The 18,677-nt window shown below is 73.0% G+C and carries 15 protein-coding genes; 7 read left to right on the plus strand and 8 right to left on the minus strand.

The annotated features are described in order from the left end of the window. Positions 1–15 precede the first annotated feature (15 nt). The 4 genes from LRS07_RS08185 to LRS07_RS08200 are packed head-to-tail and all read right to left on the minus strand — an operon-like array spanning position 16 to position 4,382. Positions 16–1,242: a PilT/PilU family type 4a pilus ATPase gene (locus LRS07_RS08185; protein WP_260501442.1), complete on the minus strand. Its 1,227-nt coding sequence runs from the start codon at positions 1,240–1,242 to the stop codon at positions 16–18. A gap of 26 nt (positions 1,243–1,268) precedes the next feature. Beyond that, a complete protein-coding gene (gene dapD / locus LRS07_RS08190) occupies positions 1,269–2,123 on the minus strand; it encodes a 2,3,4,5-tetrahydropyridine-2,6-dicarboxylate N-succinyltransferase (RefSeq protein WP_260501443.1) in 855 nt (284 codons plus the stop codon). Positions 2,124–2,152: 29 nt separating this feature from the next. After that, positions 2,153–3,373 carry a succinyldiaminopimelate transaminase gene (gene dapC, locus LRS07_RS08195; protein ID WP_260501444.1) on the minus strand — a complete coding sequence of 407 codons (1,221 nt, stop codon included), beginning with the start codon at positions 3,371–3,373 and terminating at the stop codon, positions 2,153–2,155. A gap of 7 nt (positions 3,374–3,380) precedes the next feature. Continuing rightward, positions 3,381–4,382, minus strand: a complete 1,002-nt coding sequence (locus tag LRS07_RS08200; RefSeq protein WP_260502074.1) for a DUF72 domain-containing protein — start codon at positions 4,380–4,382, stop codon at positions 3,381–3,383. A 72-nt stretch (positions 4,383–4,454) separates the two neighbouring features. Between LRS07_RS08200 and LRS07_RS08205 the strand changes: the two genes are divergently transcribed. Continuing rightward, a complete protein-coding gene (locus LRS07_RS08205; protein ID WP_260501445.1) occupies positions 4,455–6,782 on the plus strand; it encodes a lipase family protein in 2,328 nt (775 codons plus the stop codon). A 21-nt stretch (positions 6,783–6,803) separates the two neighbouring features. Here the strand turns inward: LRS07_RS08205 and LRS07_RS08210 are convergent, their stop codons facing one another. Further along, on the minus strand, positions 6,804–8,444 hold the full coding sequence (locus LRS07_RS08210; protein ID WP_260501446.1) for a tannase/feruloyl esterase family alpha/beta hydrolase: 1,641 nt from the start codon (positions 8,442–8,444) through the stop codon (positions 6,804–6,806). 115 nt (positions 8,445–8,559) lie between these two features. On the opposite strand from LRS07_RS08210, the gene LRS07_RS08215 reads away from it, so the two are divergent. Next, positions 8,560–10,260 carry a GMC family oxidoreductase gene (locus tag LRS07_RS08215; protein WP_260501447.1) on the plus strand — a complete coding sequence of 567 codons (1,701 nt, stop codon included), beginning with the start codon at positions 8,560–8,562 and terminating at the stop codon, positions 10,258–10,260. A 1-nt stretch (position 10,261) separates the two neighbouring features. Here the strand turns inward: LRS07_RS08215 and LRS07_RS08220 are convergent, their stop codons facing one another. Together LRS07_RS08220 and queF are read right to left on the minus strand one after the other, a co-directional pair. Then, complete coding sequence (locus tag LRS07_RS08220; protein ID WP_260501448.1) at positions 10,262–10,690, minus strand: SET domain-containing protein; 429 nt, start codon at positions 10,688–10,690, stop codon at positions 10,262–10,264. Between the two features lie 17 nt (positions 10,691–10,707). Continuing rightward, positions 10,708–11,103: a preQ(1) synthase gene (gene queF / locus LRS07_RS08225; RefSeq protein ID WP_260502075.1), complete on the minus strand. Its 396-nt coding sequence runs from the start codon at positions 11,101–11,103 to the stop codon at positions 10,708–10,710. A 155-nt stretch (positions 11,104–11,258) separates the two neighbouring features. Here queF and opgC point away from each other — a divergent pair, with 155 nt between their 5' ends. After that, on the plus strand, positions 11,259–12,416 hold the full coding sequence (gene opgC / locus LRS07_RS08230) for an OpgC domain-containing protein (RefSeq protein WP_260501449.1): 1,158 nt from the start codon (positions 11,259–11,261) through the stop codon (positions 12,414–12,416). Here opgC and LRS07_RS08235 read toward each other — a convergent pair. Further along, on the minus strand, positions 12,346–13,077 hold the full coding sequence (locus tag LRS07_RS08235) for an SGNH/GDSL hydrolase family protein (RefSeq protein ID WP_260501450.1): 732 nt from the start codon (positions 13,075–13,077) through the stop codon (positions 12,346–12,348). The two genes, opgC and LRS07_RS08235, sit on opposite strands and share 71 nt — an antisense overlap. A 208-nt stretch (positions 13,078–13,285) precedes the next feature. Between LRS07_RS08235 and smc the strand changes: the two genes are divergently transcribed. Genes smc through LRS07_RS08255 form a run of 4 tightly spaced genes read left to right on the plus strand, consistent with a single transcriptional unit; the run spans position 13,286 to position 18,673 of the window. Continuing rightward, on the plus strand, positions 13,286–16,813 hold the full coding sequence (smc, locus tag LRS07_RS08240; RefSeq protein ID WP_260501451.1) for a chromosome segregation protein SMC: 3,528 nt from the start codon (positions 13,286–13,288) through the stop codon (positions 16,811–16,813). Further along, positions 16,810–17,895 carry a cell division protein ZipA C-terminal FtsZ-binding domain-containing protein gene (locus LRS07_RS08245; RefSeq protein ID WP_260501452.1) on the plus strand — a complete coding sequence of 362 codons (1,086 nt, stop codon included), beginning with the start codon at positions 16,810–16,812 and terminating at the stop codon, positions 17,893–17,895. The genes smc and LRS07_RS08245 overlap by 4 nt, the downstream gene beginning before the upstream one ends. Before the next feature lie 42 nt (positions 17,896–17,937). After that, the gene (locus LRS07_RS08250) at positions 17,938–18,216 is read left to right on the plus strand and encodes a CopG family transcriptional regulator (RefSeq protein ID WP_260501453.1); all 279 of its coding nucleotides are present in this window, start codon (positions 17,938–17,940) and stop codon (positions 18,214–18,216) included. Between the two features lie 16 nt (positions 18,217–18,232). Continuing rightward, positions 18,233–18,673 (plus strand): TA system VapC family ribonuclease toxin, encoded by a 441-nt coding sequence (locus LRS07_RS08255; RefSeq protein WP_260501454.1) that lies wholly within the window; start codon positions 18,233–18,235, stop codon positions 18,671–18,673. The last annotated feature ends 4 nt before the right edge of the window (positions 18,674–18,677 follow it).

Consider the following 18,677-nt stretch of genomic DNA (forward strand, 5'->3'; position numbering starts at 1 on the left):
CCGGGGGCCGAGGGGTCACAGGCGCGTGTTCAGCGCGGCGGCGCGCGTCGTCGTGCGGTCGCCCGGCACGTCGAGCACGATCTCGGTGAAGCTGGCCGCCTCCGGCTCCTCCGCCTTGGGCGGGGTGCGCGCGGCCGGCGTCGACTCGTTCTCCAGCCGCCACATCAGGTTGGTCGGCGAATCGGCGAAGGCCAGGCCCTCGTCGCGCGTCACCGCGCCGCCGTTGATCAGGCGGGCGATGTCGGCCTCGAAGGTCTGCGAACCCTCGGCGGTGGACTTCTCCATCGCTTCCTTCAGGCCCGCCAGGTCGCCCTTCTCGATCAGCTCGGCGATCAGCTTGGTGTTGAGCAGCACCTCCGCCGCCACCACCCGGCCGCCGGCCACCGCGCGCAGCAGCCGCTGCGAGACGATGGCCTTCAGCCCCGAGGCCAGGTCGCCCAGCAGCGCCGGCCGCGCCTCCGGCGCGTAGAACGACAGGATGCGGCCCAGCGCATGGTGGCTGTTGTTGGCGTGCAGCGTGGCCAGCACCAGGTGGCCGGACAGCGCGTAGGAGATGGCCGAGCTCATCGTCTCGCGGTCGCGGATCTCGCCGATGAGGATGCAGTCCGGCGCCTGGCGCAGCGCGTTCTTCAGCGCCACCTGCAGGCTCTCGGTGTCGCGGCCCACCTCGCGCTGGTTGACCACCGAGCGCTTGTTGGTGAAGAGGAACTCGATCGGGTCCTCGATGGTGAGGATGTGCCCCGGCATCTGCTGGTTGCGCTGCTCCAGCATGGCCGCCAGCGTGGTGCTCTTGCCGGTGCCGGTGGCGCCCACCATCAGGATCAGGCCGTGCTTCTGCAGCACCAGCTGGCTCAGCGTGGCGGGCACGCCCAGCGAGTCCAGCGACGGGATGACGACCGGGATGCAGCGGAACACCGCCGCCACGCTGCCGCGCTGCTTGAAGGCCGACAGGCGGAAGCTGCCCACCTTCGTCAGGCCGATGCCGACGTTGAGCTCGCCGGTGTCCTCCAGCTCCTCCAGCTGGGTCGGCGTCAGCAGCTCGGCCAGCAGCTGGCGCGGCTGCTGGTGCGTCAGCGGCTGGTCGGTGAGCTGCAGGATCTGGCCGCTGATCTTGATCAGGATGGGCGTGTTGGCCGACAGGTACACGTCGGACGCGCCCTTTTCCGCCATCAGCCGCAGCACCTTCTCCATGTTGCCCGGCGGTGCGGGCTGCGGTGGTGCGGTGCGGGCGGCGGTGTCCATGGGCGTGTCCTCGGCGCCGGCGCCGGTCAGGCGCGCAGCAGCTCGTTCAGGCTGGTCTTGGCGCGGGTCTGCGCGTCCACCCGCTTGACGATGATGGCGGCGTACAGGTTGTACTTGCCGCCGTCTCGCGGCAGCGTGCCGCTGATGACCACGCTGCCGGCCGGCACGCGGCCGTAGGTCGTCTCGCCGGTGGCCCGGTCGTAGATTGGCGTGCTCTGGCCGATGTACACGCCCATCGAGATGACCGAGTTCTCCTCGACGATCACGCCCTCGACGATCTCGGAGCGGGCGCCGACGAAGCAGTTGTCCTCGATGATGGTCGGGTTGGCCTGCAGCGGCTCCAGCACGCCGCCGATGCCGACGCCGCCGGACAGGTGCACGTTCTTGCCGATCTGCGCGCACGAGCCGACGGTGGCCCAGGTGTCGACCATGGTGTTCTCGCCGACGTAGGCGCCGATGTTCACGTAGCTGGGCATCAGCACCGCGCCGCGGGCGATGAAGCTGCCGTGGCGGGCCACCGCCGGCGGCACGATGCGCACCCCGGCCTCGCGCACCTGGTCTTCCGTCAGGTGGCTGAACTTCACCGGCACCTTGTCGAAGAACTGCGGGTAGGCGCCGCCGGCCATGCCGTCGGGCAGCGCGCGCATGAGCTGGTTGTCGTGCAGGCGGAAGTACAGCAGCACCGCCTTCTTCAGCCACTGGTGGGTGGTCCACTGGCCACCGACCTTCTCGGCCACCCGCAGGTTGCCGTTGTTCAGCGCGGAGACCGCTTCCTCCACCGCGCGGGCCACGTCGGGCGCGCTGGCGGCGGTGATCTGCGCGCGGCTCTCCCACGCGAGGTCGATGGTGGACTGGAGCTGCTGCACGTTGACGGTGGTCATGGCGATGTCGGGGAAAAAGGCGAAGGGGGTCAGCGGGCGGCGCGTTCGCGGCAGAAGGCGACGATGCGTTCGGCGGCCTCGCGGCATTCGGCGGTCTCGGCCACCAGCGCCATGCGCACGCGGCCGGCGCCGGGGTTGTGGCCGTGCGCCTCGCGGGCGAGGTAGCTGCCCGGCAGCACGGTCACATTGTATTGAGCGAGCAGTTCGCGGGCGAAGGCGGTGTCGGAGCCGCCGCAGACGTCGTCCGGCACCTTCGCCCACAGGTAGAACGCGGCATCGGGCAGGGCCACCTCCAGCGCCTGCTGCAGCAGCGGCGTCACCTCGGCGAACTTGGCGCGGTACTGCGCGCGGTTCTCGACCACGTGCTGCTCGTCGTTCCAGGCCGCCACGCTGGCCATCTGCACCGATGGGTTCATCGCGCTGCCGTGGTAGGTGCGGTAGAGCAGGAAGTCCTTCAGCACCGCCGCGTCGCCGGCGACGAAGCCCGAGCGCAGGCCCGGCACGTTGCTGCGCTTGGACAGGCTGGTCAGCACCACCAGCCGCTCGAAGCCGCGGCCCAGCGCCCGTGCGGCCTGCAGCGCGCCCAGCGGCGGCTCGTCGCGGAAGTAGATCTCCGAGTAGCACTCGTCCGACGCGATGACGAAGCCGTGGCGGTCGGACAGCTCGAAGAGCAGGCGCCATTCGTCCAGCGGCACCACCGCGCCGGCCGGGTTGCCCGGCGAGCAGACGTACAGCAGCTGGCAGCGCGCCCAGGTGGCGTCGTCCACCTGCGACCAGTCGGCGGCGAAGTTGCGCGCCGGGTCGCTGTTGGCGAACACCGGCGTGGCCCCGGCCAGGTAGGCCGCGCCTTCGTAGATCTGGTAGAACGGGTTGGGGCAGACCACCACCGCGCCGCCGCGGCCGGCATCGCGGGTGGGATCGATGACGGTCTGCGCCAGCGAGAACAGCGCCTCGCGCGAGCCGTTCACCGGCAGCACCTGCGTGGCGGGGTCGAGCGCCACGCCGTAGCGCCGCTGCACCCAGCCGGCGCAGGCGGCCTTCAGGGCCGGCAGCCCGCCGGTGGCCGGGTAGCTGGCGGTGAGGTCGAAGTGGCGGTCGAGCGCCTCGCGGATGAAGGCCGGCGCCGGGTGTTTCGGCTCGCCGATGCCCAGGCTGATCGGTCGGTGGGCGGGCGAGGGCACGACGCCCTCGAACAGGCCGCGCAGCCGCTCGAAGGGGTAGGGCTGCAGGCGCTGGAGCAGCGGGTTCATGGCCGGATTATCCCGGCGCATCGGGGGCCCGGGCCGGGCGGCGGCGGAAGCCCGGCGCACGCGCCCGCGGCGCCGGCGCCTGCCAGCCCTGCGGCCACACCGGCCGGCCCATGTCGCCCAGCGGCGACGGCAGGCCCAGCCGGCGCGCCAGCGAGGCTGCGTCGTACGGTGCATGCACCTTCACGTCGTTGTCGAAATAGGCGTAGACGTCGCGCGGGCCGGCGCGGTGCCTCGTCGCCGGCGCGGCCACGTGCGCGTCGTCCACCTGCCGCCCCTCGCGCCAGGCGCCGATGCGCCGGGCCCAGCGGTCCAGCGCCTCGGGCGAGTAGCCGCTCGTGTAGAGCGCCTGGTCGCCGTGCAGCCGCAGGTAGACGAAGTCGGCGGTCAGGTCCTCCAGCAGCGGCCACTTGCCGGCGGTGTCGGCCACCACCAGCGCGATGCGGTGGCGCCGCAGCAGCGTGACGAAGGCCGGGTCGACGAAGCTGGGGTGGCGGATCTCCACCGCATGGCGCAGCGGCCGCTTTCTGTCGATGGCCAGGCTCAGGCGGTCGGCGACCCGTCCATCGTGCCGCTGCGCCAGGTCCAGCGCGGCCCGGGTGTCGTGCGGCAGCAGCTCGAAGAAGGCCTCGAAGCGGTCGGCCTTGAACGGCAGCATCGGCGGGAACTGCCAGAGGATGGGCCCCAGCTTGGCCTTGAGCTCGAACAGCCCGTTGGCGAGGAAGTTGGCCAGCGGGGTCGCCACGTCCTTCAGCCGCCGCAGGTGGGTGATGTACTTCGGCCCCTTGACCGCGAAGACGAAGTCGTCGGGCGTGTCGTCGTGCCACTCGCGGTAGGACGCCGGGTCCTGCAGCGAGTAGAAGGAGCCGTTGAGCTCGATGCTGTTGACCATGCGCGAGGCGTAGGCCAGCTCGCGCCGCTGCACCAGGCCCTCGGGATAGAAGACGCCGCGCCAGGGCTCGTAGCGCCAGCCGGAGATGCCGATGCGCAGGCTGCCGGGGTTGCGGGCCATGGTGCCCGGCACGGGCAAGCGCGGTGCCGACGCAGGATTGACAGCCGGCGCCGGTCGTCGGGACAGTGCCGCATGCCCATCCCCCACAGCGACCTGCCGGAACCGGACCCCGATGCGCTGGAGGGCGCCGGCGACATCGGCGTGCTGCTGGTCCACGGCATCGGCGACCATGCCGAGGCCGATGCGCTGCTCGGCTTCGGCGAGCCGCTGATCGACTGGCTGCGCGACTGGCTGTCCGGGCCGCGGCCGGACCGGCCGCGCGGCCAGGTGCGGGTGCGCAGCGCGCGCATGCGGGCGCTGCGCAACGAGGCCGAGTCGCCCGCCTTCGCGCAGGTCGAGGTCGACGCCCCCCGACGAGCGGACGGCACGCCGGGCCGCGAGCGCTGGGTCTTCGCCGAGGCGTGGTGGGGCGACAGCGTGCAGGTGCCGCAGACGCTGCGCCTGCTGGCCTGGATGCTGTCGCGGGTGCCGCTGCTGGTGTTCTGGCACTTCCACGGCGGCCGTGCCGCGCCGGAGGACGAGGCGCCCGGCGCCTGGCGCTCGCTGCAGATCCTGCTGCGCTGGATCGTCAGCGGTCCGGTGGCCCTGGCCATGCAGCTCGCCATCGCGCTGGCCATGCTGCTGTGGCTGATTCCCTTCGGCCCCTGGCGACAGGCCCTGCTGGCCACCGTGCGGGCGATGACGCTGACGCTCGGCGACAGCTTCGTGCTGCTGGAGCAGGACATCCAGCGCGCGGCGCTGGTGCAGCGGGTGGCGCGCTCGCTGCAATGGCTGGCCGACCGCTGCGACACCGTGGTGGTGCTGGCCCATTCGCAGGGCGGCGCCATCGCCCATGCGGCGCTGCAGGCCTGGCCGCAGCCCAAGGTGCGCGGTTTCGTCAGCGTCGGCTCCGGGCTGGAGAAGCTGGAGCTGCTGCGCCTGGTGCGCGAGCGCCGCGAGGGCCTCGCCGCCGCCGGCTGGGCCACGCCGCTGTGGCTGGCCGCGGCGCTGGCGGCGGCGCAGCCCTGGCTGCACTGGGTGCCGGACGGTGGTCGCTGGTGGGTGGGCCTGGTCATCGGCCTGCTGCTGCTGGCCGGTTGGGCGCAAGGCGCGCTGCTGATGGCCCTGCGCCAGTACCGCGAGGCGCTGGACCAGCGGCTGCAGGGCTTCGCGCTCTCCGGCGCCGCTGGCGCTCAGGTGACCTGGTGGGACGTGCACGCCACGCTGGACCTGGTGCCGATGGGCCGGCAGTCGCAGCTGGCCGACCTGCCCTTCGTGCAGCAGGTGGAGGTGACCAATGAATGCTCGCTGGTCCACGACCACGTGCGCTATTTCGACACCCGCTGCGGCTTCGCCGCCTGGTGCTGGCCGACCCTGGCGGCGGCGTTCTCGCGGCTGTCGCTGTTCGACCCGCTGGCGATCGAACTGCTGCAGCGGCTGCAGCGCTGGCACCGCCGGCGGGCGCTCGCGCTGGCCGCCGGGCAGCTGCTCAACCCGGTGGCGCTGGCGGTGGCGCTGTGGCTGGAGTCCGACCTGCTGCGCAGCACCGGGGAGTGGCTGCGCGGCCTGCTGGCGCAGGCCGACTGGCGCTGGCTGGAGGCGGTGCTGTCCTGGCTGGCCGGGGGGCTGGCGACCGGGCTGTCGCTGCTGCCCGGCCTGAGCGGCGTGCAGGCGCGCACGCTGGTGCCGCTGTTGCTCGGCCTGGCGGTGCTGGTGCTGGCGCTGCTCGGCTGGTGGCTGGCCATCCATGCGCTGTGGCGGCTGGCCTGCGACCAGCTCTGGCGGCGCTGCGCGCAGGGCCGGTCCAGTCTGGACGAGTCGCGCTTGATGCGCGTGGTCGGCGGTGCCGCGGGCCTGCTGCTGTGGTGCGCCCTGGCCATGCTGCCGCTGCTGGCGGTGCTGCTCGCGCACCGCCTGGTGCCCGTGCTCACGCTGCCGGCGCTGGGCCGCGCGATGGCGCTGCTGGTGGCCGGGATGTTGTGGTTCTTCGCCGCCTTCGGCGTGCTGGCGGGGCCGTTCTACAGCGTCATCCGCCGCGACGCCAAGGAGGCCGACGACGACACCGACGCCTGGCTGCCGCCGACGATGTCGGTCGGCGGCGCGGTGTATGCGGTGTTCGGCCTGTGGATGTGGCGCGTGGGCGATGGCGCGGCCGGCTCGCCCGCCGGCCTGGCCGCGTTCGCCGCCGCCGGCGGGCTGGCCGTGGCGCTGGCGGCGCTGTTCGACCGCCGCTCCGGCTTCGGCTGGACGGATCGGCTGTCGGTGCCGGCGGTGTTCGCCCTGGTGGCCTGGCTGACCTGGCCGGACCGTTCGGGCTGGCCGGCATGGATGGCCTGGACGCTGGCCGGCGCCGCGGCGCTGGCCTGGGCGAGTTGGCGGCGCTGGCGGCTGCACGGCGCCCGTGCAGCCGCCGTGGCGTGAGGCCGTCGGGCCCCCCGGGCCTCACTGGCAGGTGAAGCTGGCCGCGTCGTTCGGACTGGTGCCGGTGTAGCGCGCGTGCTGCGGGTACGGGCACAGCGGCCGGCTGACGTTGGGCAGCGCGGTGGTGCCGCGCGCCAGCACCCGCGCCGGCGCCTGGCCTTTCTCCACCCAGTCGACCAGGGCGGTCAGGCCGTCCCAGGCGTCGGTGGCCGGGCCGCCCGAGCAGTGCGTCATGCCGGGGATCTGGAACAGCCGCGCGAAGGCCTGGGTGTTGGCCGCGCCGCCGTTGTTGGTGGTGAGCTGCTCGTACCAGCGCTGCGACTCGGTGGCGGAGAAGATGGGGTCGGCCATGCCGTGGAAGATCATCAGCTTGCCGCCGCGCTGGCGGTAGCCCGCCAGGGTGGTGTCGCGCCAGTTGCCGTAGATCGAGTCGTAGGCGTCCATGCGCGGCGGGTCGGTGTCGAAGTTGAAGGTCGACAGCCGGATCGTCGTGTCGGGCGGGGTGACGAACTCGTAGCCGATGGTCGGCTCCATCAGCAGCGTGTACAGCGCGTTCGACGTCGAGGTGCTGGAGGTGCCCAGCGTCCAGGCGCGCCAGCCGCCGGCCGCGATGCCCGGGTCCCAGGGCCACGGGTGGTACAGCGGCTGGTTGGCGCTGTTCTTCGGGCCGGCGAAGGCGGCCTTCAGCGCGGTGACCTGCGGCGCGCTCAGGCAGGTGGCGGTCTTGGCGCCGGCGCACTGCAGCACGGCGGGGTCGAAGCTGCAGGCCGCGGGGTGGGACACCAGGCCGTCGGCCAGGCCGTCCTGCGCGTCGCACTGTGCCTTGATGGTGTCCGCCACCAGCGTCAGGTCGGCGTTGCTGAAGGCCTGGCTGACGATGGGCAGGTTGTTGGCGTCCTTCGGCGCGATGGCGTGGAACTGCTGCGTCATCCAGGCCACCGAGATCGACGCGCCCTTGGCCACGCTCATCGCCGGCGCGGTGGCGATGATGCCGTCGAAGTGCTGCGGGAACCGCTGCGCCAGCGTCAGGCCCTGGTTGCCGCCGCCCGAGCAGCCGATGAAGTAGCTGCGGTCCGGCGCGCGGCCGTAGCGGGCGTTGATCAGCGCCTTGGCGGTGCGGGTGGTCACGTCGTAGGCGTTGTAGGCATGGTCGATCCGCGCCAGCGGGTCGAGGCCGAACAGCGGGTTGGCGCCCTGGTGGCCGGCGTCGGTGGTCACCACCGCGAAGCCGCGCAGCAGCGCGTTGTCCTGCGCGCCGGTGGCGCCGGTGTTGTTGCCCATCGCGGGCGCGACCACGCCGTCGTTGCCGCCGCCGCCCTGGTAGAAGAAGCGGCCGTTCCAGTCCGTGGGCAGCCGCAGCTGGAAGCCGATGGCGTAGGACTTGCCGTCGACGCCGGTGCGCTCGTTGACCAGGCCCTGCACGATGCAGTGCTGCGGCAGGAAGGGCCCGCTGGTGACGCCGGCCGGCCGGGTGGTCTCGGCCTCCACCAGCGTGGCCTGGGTGATGCGGGTGGCGGGCAACGCCTGCGCCGCCATGCGCTCGCAGGCCTGGGTCGCGGTGGCGGTGCCGGCGTCGTCGCCGCCGCCACCGCAGGCCGCGAGCACCAAGGGCAATGCCAGGGCCGCCGCCTGCGCGGCGCGTCCCGTCCGTCGTGTCTCCATGTCGTGTTCTCCTGAGGGTGAGAAAGCCACGGTAGACCACGGTGGCCGTGTCGTCTGTCCTCCCAGCCGAGGACAGGCGCGGCCTACAGTAACGGCCGGCGAGGAGGCGCCCCCCATGCACGACCGCAGCACCGATGACACCGCGACCACCTTCGACTGGGTCGTCGTCGGCGGCGGCACCGCCGGCTGCCTGCTGGCCAACCGGCTGAGCCGCGACCCGTGGCGCCGGGTGCTGCTGGTGGAGGCCGGCGACCGCGACCGCCACCCGTGGATCCACGTGCCGGTGGGCTACCTCTACTGCATCGGCAACCCGAAGGTGGACTGGTGCTTCAGCACCGAGGCCGAGCCCGGCCTCAACGGCCGTCGGCTGCGCTACCCGCGCGGCCGCACGCTCGGCGGCTGCTCCAGCATCAACGGCATGATCTACATGCGCGGCCAGGCGCGCGACTACGACGGCTGGGCCGCGATCACCGGCGACGACGCCTGGCGCTGGTCGAACTGCCTGCCCGACTTCCGCGCCCACGAGGGCCACCACCGGCTCGACGACCACCCCGCGGCACGCCGGGCGCTGGCCGCCGCCGAGCGGGCCGAGGCCTTCGCCGAGCACCACTTCAACGGCGGCGAGTGGCGCATCGAGAAGCAGCGCCTGCGCTGGGAGATCCTCGACGCCTTCGCCGCCGCGGCGGTGCAGGCCGGCATCCCGGTCAGCGACGACTTCAACCAGGGCGACAACGAGGGCGTCGGCTACTTCGAGGTCAACCAGAAGGGCGGCTGGCGGTGGAACACGGCGAAGGCCTTCCTGCGGCCGGTGCTGAAGCGGCCCAACCTCACGGTGTGGACGAACGCCCATGCCCGCCGCCTGCTCGTCGAGCGCGAGGCCGACGGCCGGCTGCGCTGCACCGGGGTGTCGCTGCTGCACGAGGGCCGGCGGGTCGTCGTGCGGGCGGCGCGCGAGGTGGTGCTCAGTGCCGGGGCGATCGGCTCGCCGCAGCTGCTGCAGCTGTCGGGCATCGGCCCGGGCGGCCTGCTGCAGCGGCACGCCATCGAGGTGGTGCGCGACCTGCCGGGCGTCGGCGCCAACCTGCAGGACCACCTGCAGATCCGGGCGGTGTTCAAGGTGCAGGGCGCGAAGACGCTGAACACGCTGGCGGCCCGCTGGTGGGGCCGGGCGGCGATCGGGCTGGAGTACGCGCTGCTGCGCCGCGGGCCGATGAGCATGGCGCCGTCGCAGCTCGGCGCCTTCACCCGCAGCGACCCGTCGCGGCCGCACCCCAACCTGCAGTTCCACGTGCAGCCGCTGAGCCTGGACGCCTTCGGCGAGCCGCTGCACCCGTTCCCCGCCTTCACGGCGAGCGTGTGCAACCTCAACCCCACCAGCCGCGGCACGGTGCTCATCCGCAGCCGCACCGCCGGCGAAGCGCCGGCGATCGCGCCGGGCTACCTGGCCACCGAGGAGGACCGCCGCGTCGCCGCCGATTCGCTGCGCGTGGCGCGGCGCATCGCGGCGCAGCCGGCGCTGGCCCGCTTCGCACCTCAGGAGTGGAAGCCCGGCGTGCAGTACCGGTCGGACGACGACCTGGCACGGCTGGCCGGCGACATCGCCACCACCATCTTCCATCCGGTGGGCACCGCCGCGATGGGCCGCGACGGCGATCCGATGGCGGTGCTCGATTCGCGCCTGCGCGTGCGCGGCGTGCACGGCCTGCGGGTGGTCGACGCCAGCGCCATGCCCACCATCACCAGCGGCAACACCAACGCGCCGACGCTGATGATCGCGGAGAAGGCGGCGCGCTGGATCGTGGCCGACGGGGGCTGAGCTACAGCCGGCCGACGCACCCCGGCGCGCCGCAGCGGCAGGCCAGCCGGCCCTCGTGGTGCGTCTCGCCGTAGTCCACGGTGACCTCCTCGCCGACGGCGATGGCCTTGAGCGCGTAGAACTCGATGCGGCCGTCGCGGATCTGCAGCCGGGCGTTGGGCGCGCACGAATGGTTGGTGAAGCGCATCGGGTCGCGCGACTGCGAGGCGTCGACGGCGGTGCGCGCGGACACCTCGACGATCATGATGCGCTGCTGGCCGGCCGCCCGGCGGCGCGCCTCCGCCACGGGGATCGTCTCGCCGCGGATCTCGCCGATCTTCAGCCGCGGCGGGATGGGCTCGTCGGCGAAGACGCCGTAGCCGTCGATGCGGCTGCGCGCCACGCGCACGGCGTACTTCTGGTACGGCGGCCGGTCGGCAAGTTGGCCCATGGGTCGGCCTCGGGCCGTCAGCCCAGCAGCCCGGTCTCGTTGGCGTGCTTCGGCAGTTCCACCACCGGCTGCGGCATCCAGCCCTTCTTGCGGTGCTCGGCCACGACGTTGGTGTAGATGCCGCCGCGCACGTACCACTTGGCGGTGATGCGCACGAAGCGCGGGTCGGTGGCCCGCACGATGTCGTCCAGGATGGTGTTGGTCACCTTCTCGTGGAACGCGCCCTCGTTGCGGTAGCTCCAGAAGTACATCTTCAGGCTCTTCAGCTCGATGCAGAGCCGGTCGCACACCATGTCGATGGTGAAGTGCGCGAAGTCGGGCTGGCCGGTCAGCGGGCAGTGGCAGGTGAACTCGGGCACCTGGAACTGGATCACGTAGTCGCGTTCCGGCGCCGGGTTGGGGAACACGTGCAGTTCCTTCGACGGCTGCGAGGGCGGCGTGGCGGGGGCGGCGCGCTGTTTGCCCCGGGGGCTTTCCGGGGGGTGTCTGTGTCGGAACGTTTGGATTTCCTGGAAGCCATGGCAGCGCCGCGCAAAGCCGCGGATTTTAGGCGTCGGCCTTGAAGCCCATGGCCACGGAACGGCGCTGGGAGATCGACGCGCTGCGCGGGCTGATGCTCGTGCTGATGACCGTCACCCACCTGCCGACGGCGGTGTCGTCGCCGCTGGGGCAGCCGTTCGGCATGGTGTCGGCGGCCGAGGGCTTCGTGCTGCTGTCGGGCTACATGGCCGGGCTGGTCTACCACCGCCGGCAACTGCAGCGCGGCGAGGAGGCGATGGCGACGGCGCTGTGGCGCCGGGCCTGGAAACTCTACCTGTGCCAGGTGGCGCTGCTGGTGTTCCTGTTCAGCGTGGTCGCCGCCGTGGGCGTCTGGCTGCACGAGCCGGCGGTCACCAACCTGCTCAACTACTACCTCGACCGGCCGTGGCATGCGCTGGCCGCCAGCCTGGCGCTGCTCTACAACCCGCCGATGCTGGACATCCTGCCACTGTACGTGGTGTTCATGATCGGCAGCCCGCTGCTGCTGCTGCATGCCGGGCCGCGCGGCTGGCCGGTGATCCTGGCCCTCAGCCTGGCGCTGTGGCTGGCCGAGCAGTTCGGCCTCGGCGGCTGGCTGTACGCGGGCCTGCCGGTGACGGTGCCGCTGACCGAGACCGGCTCCTTCAAGCCGCTGGCCTGGCAGTTCGTCTGGGTGCTGGGGCTGTGGATGGGCGCGCAGCACGCCGCCGGGCGGCCGCTGGCGCCGCGCATCCCGGCCTGGCTGCTGCGCGCGGCCGTGGCCTGGGCGGCGGTCGGGCTGGCGGTGCGGCACGGGCTCGGCCAGGTGCCGGCCGACCCCACGGTGGCGCTGCTGTTCGACAAGTGGCAGGTGGCGCCGCTGCGGCTGCTCAACCTGCTGGCGCTGCTGCTCATCGTGCTGCGCTGGGGGCCGGCGCTGGTGGCGTGGCTGCCGCGCGGCGTGCCGGCGCTGGAACTGCTCGGCCGCGCCTCGCTGCCGGTGTTCTGCGCCCACCTGGTCGCCGCGCTGCTGGCGCTGGCGCTGTTCGGCCCGCCCGGCGAGCACGGCTGGGCGGCCGACGCCGCCATCCTGGTCCTCAGCTTCGGCCTGCTCTATGGCGTGGCCTTCGCCAGCGCCGAGGTCGACCGCCGGGCGGCTAGGGCGAAAGCGCGCGTGTCGGCGTGGCGGGCGGCCCGGCCGCCGCTGCGCTCAAGTGCGCCGCGATGACCTCGCGCCACAGCGCGTAGCCGTCGCGGTTCAGGTGCAGTCGGTCGGCGGCGAACAGCTCGCGCCGCGGCCGGCCCTGGGCGTCGAGCATGCGCGAGTAGACGTCGAGGTAGGCCACCCGCTGCTGCGTGGCGGCCCAGCGCTCGATCAGCGCGTTGGCGGCGTGCATGGTGGGCAGCAGCGCCTCGCGAGCGGGGCTGGGCTTGATCGACAGGAAGGCGATGTCGGTGGCCGGCAGCGCGGACCGCACCCCGGTGACGAAGCGCTGGAAGCTGACCAGCACGTCCTCGGGTTTCGCGCCGGCGGCGATGTCGTTGTCTCCGGCGTAGACCACCACCAGCCGCGGCGCATAGGGCAGCACCAGCTTGTCGAGCAGGTCGGCACAGTCGGCCAGCCGGGAGCCGCCGAAGCCGCGCTTGAGCACCTGGTGCGAGGCGTCGAACTGCTGCTCCAGCCCGTCCCACAGCCGGATCGACGAACTGCCGACGAACAGCACGCCGCCGGGCTTGGGCTGGCTGGCGCGGTCGGCGGCGGCGAAGGCGTCGAGCGTGTCCTGCCAGGGCCCGCGCGGCGCGGGGGCGACGGTCTGGGCGTGGGCCAGCGTGGCGGCCAGCGCCAGCAGCGCGGCGAGGGCGGTGGGCAGCAGGCGATGAAGGCGCATGGCAGGCATCATGGCAAGGGTCGTCGCACCCGGTCCAGGGCCTGCCGCAAACGCGGTTCCCGCCCGGCGCCGCGGCGGCCGGCCGGTGGGGGGCGGCTGCTAAACTGCGCCGGCGCTGCGCCCCTCGTCGGGGCGCCTTTTTTCGTCCCGAATCCACCAGCGCCAGGCCCGGCGGCCATCGCCGGGCGCCACCGCGCCCCGCCGGCCCATGCGCCTGAACCAGATCAAGCTGTCCGGCTTCAAGTCCTTCGCGGAGCCGACCACCTTCCAGCTGCCCGGCCAACTGGTCGGCGTGGTGGGCCCCAACGGCTGCGGCAAGTCCAACATCATGGACGCGGTGCGCTGGGTGCTGGGCGAGAGCAAGGCCAGCGAGCTGCGCGGCGAGTCGATGCAGGACGTCATCTTCAACGGCAGCGGCAACCGCAAGCCGGCCGGCCGCGCCAGCGTGGAGCTGGTCTTCGACAACACCGCCGCCCGCGCCGGCGGCCAGTGGAACCAGTTCACCGAGATCGCGGTGAAGCGGGTGCTGACCCGCGACGGCACCAGCAGCTACTACATCAACAACCAGCCGGTGCGCCGCCGCGACGTGCAGGACGTGTTCCTCGGCACCGGCCTGGGTCCGCGGGCCTACGCCATCATCGGCCAGGGCACCATCAGCCGCATCATCGAGTCGCGGCCGGAGGAGCTGCGGCTGTTCCTCGAAGAGGCCGCCGGCGTCTCCAAGTACAAGGAGCGGCGCCGCGAGACCGAGCACCGGCTGAAGGACACGCGCGAGAACCTGACCCGCGTCGAGGACATCCTGCGCGAGCTCAACGCCAACCTCGAGAAGCTGGAGAAGCAGGCCGAGGTGGCCAGCCGCTTCCACGCCCTGCAGGCGCAGGGCACCACCAGGCTGCACCAGCTGTGGTTCCTCAAGCACCGCGACGCGGCGACGGAGGAGCAGCGCGTCAAGCAGGCCGTGCTGGAAGCGCAGACCGCGCTGGAGGAGCGCACCGCCGCGCTGCGCCATGTCGAGGCCGAGCTGGAGACCATCCGCCAGGCCCACTACGCCGCCAGCGACGGGCTGCACGCGGCGCAGGGCGCGCTGGGCGAGGCGGCGCTGGAGGTCAGCCGGCTGGAGGAGCGCATCCGCTACGTGGTCGAGGGCCGGCAGCGCGCGCAACAGCGGCTGGCCGACCTGGAGCGCCAGGTCGCCCAGTGGGACGACCGCCACGCGCAGGCCGCCGACGAACTGGAACAGCTGGCCGCCGGCATGGCGGAGGCCGAGGCCCAGTCCGAGGTGCTGGCCGCGCAGGCCGAGGAGCAGGCCGGCCAAGGGCCGGCGCTGGAGGACGCGCTGCGCGCCGCGCAGGGCCGCGCCAACGAGCAGCGCGGCGCCGTCGGCCAGGTGCAGCAGCAGATCCAGCTGCTGGCCGCCGAGTCGCGCAACCTCGACGAGCAGGCCCGCGCGCTGAACCAGCGCCACGACCGGCTGAGCGCCGAACGCAAGGGCCTGGCGCTGCCCGACGAACACCGCCTGGCCGAGCTGAAGCACCAGAGCGCCGAGGCCGACGAGGCCCGCGCCGTCGCCGACGAACGGCTGCACGAGCTGAGCGAGCAGCTGCCCCAGCTGGACGAACAGCGCCGGGCGAAGCAGGACGAGGCCCAGCGCGAAGCCGCCAAGGCCAGCGACATCACGGCCCGCCTGGAGGCGCTGCGCGCGCTGCAGGCCAAGGTGCAAACCGAGGGCAAGCTCAAGCCCTGGCTGCAGCGCCACGGCCTGGACGGTCTGTCGGCGCTGTGGACGCAGCTGCACATCCAGCCCGGCTGGGAGACGGCGCTGGAGGCCGCGCTGCGCGAGCGGCTGGGCGCTCTTCAGGTCGGCCGGCTGGAGACGGTGAAGGCCTTCGCTGCCGACGCGCCGCCGGCCAAGCTGGCCTTCTACACGCCCCCGGCGGCCGGCCAGCCGCCGGCGCCGGCCAAGCACCCCAAGCTGGCCGACCTGCTGCGGCTGGAACACCCGGCCGACGTGGCCGGCCTGAAGGCGCTGCTCAACGACTGGCTGGAAGGCGTCTACACCGCCGACAGCCTGGACGCCGCGCTGGCCGCCCGCGCCGGCCTGGCCCACGGCGAGCTGCTGATGACCCGCGAGGGCCATGCGGTCAGCGCCTATGCGGTGAGCTTCCACGCGCCCGACAGCGAGCAGGACGGCCTGCTGCAGCGCGCGCAGGAGATCGAGAACCTCGTGCTGCAGCAGCGCGGCCAGGCGCTGATCGCCGACGAGGCGCGAGCCGCGGCCATCCGCGCCGAGGCCGCCTACACCGAGGCCAGCGGCCGCCTGACCGGCCTGCGCCGCGAGGCCGCCGAGGCGCAGACCCGCGCCCACCAGCTGCACGTCGAACTGCTGCGCCTGACCCAGCAGGCCGAGGCCGCCACCGGCCAGCGCGCCCGGCTGGACGAGGAACTGGCCGAGATCGACGCGCAGCTCGAGGCGATCCAGGAGCGCCGCGCCACCGGCGAGGCCCGCTTCGAAGAGCTGGACCTGGCGCTGGCCACCACCCAGGAGCGCCACGCCGAGCTGGAGGAGGACGTCATCGCCGCCGAACGCCGGCTCGCCGACGCCCGCGAGCAGCTGCGCGCGCTGGAGCGCCAGGCGCAGGAGGCGCAGTTCGGCGCCCGCGCGCTGGCCGCCCGCCGCGGCGAACTGCAGCGGGCGATCGAGACCGCCGAGCAGCAGCGCGCCGACGCCGGCCGCCAGCGCGAGCAGCTGCAGGCCGAGCTGGCCACCTTCGACGAGGCGACGGTGGGCACCGGCCTGCAGGAGGCGCTGGCGCTGAAGGCCGAGCGCGAGGCCGCGCTGGCCGCCGTGCGCAACGAGTACGAGGACCTCAGCACCAAGCTGCGCGCCGCCGACGAGCAGCGCATGACCGAGGAGCGCGCGCTGCAGCCGCTGCGCGACCGCATCACCCAGCTGCAGCTGGAGCAGCAGGCGGCGTCGCTGGGCGGCGCGCAGTACCTGGAGCAGCTGACGACGGCCGAGGTCGACCTCGCCGCGCTGGCGCAGTCGATCGAGGACGGCCACGTGCGGCTGCACGGCCTGCAGAGCGAGATCGACCGCATCAACCGCGAGATCGCGGCGCTCGGCGCGGTGAACCTGGCCGCGCTCGACGAGCTGACGACCTCGCGCGAGCGCAAGACCTTCCTCGACGCGCAGAACGCCGACCTGCTGGAGGCCATCACCACGCTGGAAGGCGCCATCCACAAGATCGACCTGGAGACGCGCGACCTGCTGGGCAGCACCTTCAACCAGGTCAACGAGCACTTCGGCCGCATGTTCCCCAGCCTGTTCGGCGGCGGGCAGGCCAAGCTGGTGATGACCGGCGACGAGATCCTCGACGCCGGCGTGCAGGTGATGGCGCAGCCGCCGGGCAAGAAGAACTCGACCATCCACCTGCTGTCCGGCGGCGAGAAGGCGCTCACCGCCATCGCGCTGGTGTTCGCCATCTTCCAGCTCAACCCGGCGCCGTTCTGCCTGCTCGACGAGGTGGACGCGCCGCTGGACGACGCCAACACCGAGCGCTACGCCCGCCTGGTCACCGAGATGAGCGCCAGCACGCAGTTCCTCTTCATCAGCCACAACAAGATCGCCATGGAGATGGCGCGCCAGCTCATCGGCGTGACCATGCAGGAGCAGGGCGTCAGCCGCATCGTGGCGGTGGACATGGACGCGGCCCTGAGCATGGCGGAAGCCGCATGAACGGTGACCTGACGCTCTGGCTGGCGGTGGTGGCGGCCGCGGTGATCATGGTGCTGGCGGTGCAGGGGGTGGTCGCCTCGCGGCGCGCGCAGCCGAAGCGGGCCGCCGATGCGGCGCGGGTCGAGCCCTCCCTCGGTGGGCCACCGCCCGGCGTCGGCGCACCGCTCGCCGAGGCGGCACCGGTCGGCGACGAGGCGGTCGTGCCGGACAGCGTCGGTGACGCCGCCGCCGCCCTGCCCGCCGCCCCGGCCCCGCGCCGGCCGGCACGGCTCGACCCGCTGATCGACGCGCTGGCGCCGCTGACGGTGGAGCAGCCGGTCACCGGCGAGCTGGCGCTGATGCACCTGCCCGCCAGCCGCCGCGCCGGCACCAAGCCCTACGCCATCGAGGGCCTGAACGTGGACACGCAGGCCTGGGAGCCGCCCGCGCCCGGCCAGCGCTACGCCGAGTTCCAGGCCGGCGTGCAGCTGGCCAACCGGCACGGCGCGCTCAACGAGATCGAGTTCTCCGAGTTCGTGCAGAAGGTGCAGGGCTTCGCCGAGGCCATCGGCGCCTTCGTCCAGTTCCCCGACATGCTCGACGAGGTGGCCCGCGCCCGCGAGCTCGACGCCTTCGCCAACACGCACGACGCGCAGCTGGCGGTGCACCTGAAGGCGCGGTCGGCCGCCTGGTCGGTGGGCTACATCCAGCAGTGCGCGCTGCAGCGGGGCTTCGTGCCCGGCTCGGTGCCGGGCCGGCTGGTGCTGCCGGGGGCGGAGGAGGGCGCGCCGCCGGTGCTGGTGCTGTCCTTCGACGCCCAGGCCGCCCTGGCCGAGGACCCCAACGAGGCCGCCCTGCGCACGCTCACGCTGTCGCTGGACGTGCCGCAGACCGCCGAGGCCGCCGAGCCCTTCACTGCCTGGCAGGACGCCGCCCGCCACCTGGCCGCCGACATGGACGCCCTGCTCGTCGACGACCAGGGCCAGCCGATCACCCTCGGCGCCTTCGCCGCCATCGGCCGCGAACTGCAGGGCCTGTACGCCCGGCTCGCCGAACGCGACCTGGCGGCGGGCTCGGTGACGGCGAGGCGGGTGTTCAGCTGAGCGGGCGTCGGCGCACGGAGCATCCCCCGGCCGGCTGCTATGATGCGGTCGCATCAACGCATCATTTTTGCCGATACCATGCGCACCACACTGGACATCGACGAGGACGTTCTGCTGGCAGCCAAGGCGCATGCGGCGTTGGAGCGTCGCTCGGTCGGCGCGGTGATCTCGTCCCTCGCGCGCGAGTCGCTGCAGCGCCCCGTCGCACCGGCCCGGCGTTCGGCTTCGCGCAAGGGCGGCCGCTTCGCGGTGCTGCCGCAGCGGGACGAAGTCGTCACCGTCGAGCACGTGCGCAACCTGCAGGACGCCGAGGGCGTCTGACGACAGGCGTCGACCGGTGGCCGGCGTGCGCACGCTGCTCGATGTCAACGTGCTGATCGCGCTGCTTGACGACGCCCACGTCTTCTCGCGTCGAGCCAACCAATGGCTGGAAGCGGCCCCGCGGCGCATCGCCACCTGCCCCATCGTCGAGAACGGCGTGGTGCGCATCATGAGTTCGCCCGCCTACTCGACGACGCACCGCGCCACCCCGGCGCAAGTGGCTGACGGACTGAAGGCGCTGACGCAGGCCGTGGACCACGAGTTCTGGCCCGACGACGTCTCGCTGCTGGATGAGTCGGTGATCGACGTCGGCCGCCTGCACGGCCACCGGCAGATCACGGACGCCTACCTGCTGGCCCTGGCGGTGCGCCACGAGGGGGCGCTTGCCTCCTTTGACGCCGGGGTGCCGCTGTCCGCCGTGCATGGCGCGGCCAAGCGGCACCTGCCGGCGCTGTGAAGCA

The sequence above is a fragment of the Aquabacterium sp. J223 genome (genome assembly GCF_024666615.1).
In the GTDB taxonomy this organism is placed as follows: Bacteria; Pseudomonadota; Gammaproteobacteria; order Burkholderiales; family Burkholderiaceae_C; genus J223.

Excerpts from the sequence above, each read along its gene's own strand:
- LRS07_RS08185 (WP_260501442.1), bottom strand. The coding sequence starts at position 1,242 with ATGGACACCGCCGCCCGCACCGCACCACCGCAGCCCGCACCGCCGGGC.
- dapD (WP_260501443.1), bottom strand. The coding sequence starts at position 2,123 with ATGACCACCGTCAACGTGCAGCAGCTCCAGTCCACCATCGACCTCGCG.
- dapC (WP_260501444.1), bottom strand. The coding sequence starts at position 3,373 with ATGAACCCGCTGCTCCAGCGCCTGCAGCCCTACCCCTTCGAGCGGCTG.
- LRS07_RS08200 (WP_260502074.1), bottom strand. The coding sequence starts at position 4,382 with ATGGCCCGCAACCCCGGCAGCCTGCGCATCGGCATCTCCGGCTGGCGC.
- LRS07_RS08205 (WP_260501445.1), top strand. The coding sequence starts at position 4,455 with ATGCCCATCCCCCACAGCGACCTGCCGGAACCGGACCCCGATGCGCTG.
- LRS07_RS08210 (WP_260501446.1), bottom strand. The coding sequence starts at position 8,444 with ATGGAGACACGACGGACGGGACGCGCCGCGCAGGCGGCGGCCCTGGCA.
- LRS07_RS08215 (WP_260501447.1), top strand. The coding sequence starts at position 8,560 with ATGCACGACCGCAGCACCGATGACACCGCGACCACCTTCGACTGGGTC.
- LRS07_RS08220 (WP_260501448.1), bottom strand. The coding sequence starts at position 10,690 with ATGGGCCAACTTGCCGACCGGCCGCCGTACCAGAAGTACGCCGTGCGC.
- opgC (WP_260501449.1), top strand. The coding sequence starts at position 11,259 with ATGGCCACGGAACGGCGCTGGGAGATCGACGCGCTGCGCGGGCTGATG.
- LRS07_RS08235 (WP_260501450.1), bottom strand. The coding sequence starts at position 13,077 with ATGCGCCTTCATCGCCTGCTGCCCACCGCCCTCGCCGCGCTGCTGGCG.
- smc (WP_260501451.1), top strand. The coding sequence starts at position 13,286 with ATGCGCCTGAACCAGATCAAGCTGTCCGGCTTCAAGTCCTTCGCGGAG.
- LRS07_RS08245 (WP_260501452.1), top strand. The coding sequence starts at position 16,810 with ATGAACGGTGACCTGACGCTCTGGCTGGCGGTGGTGGCGGCCGCGGTG.
- LRS07_RS08250 (WP_260501453.1), top strand. The coding sequence starts at position 17,938 with ATGCGGTCGCATCAACGCATCATTTTTGCCGATACCATGCGCACCACA.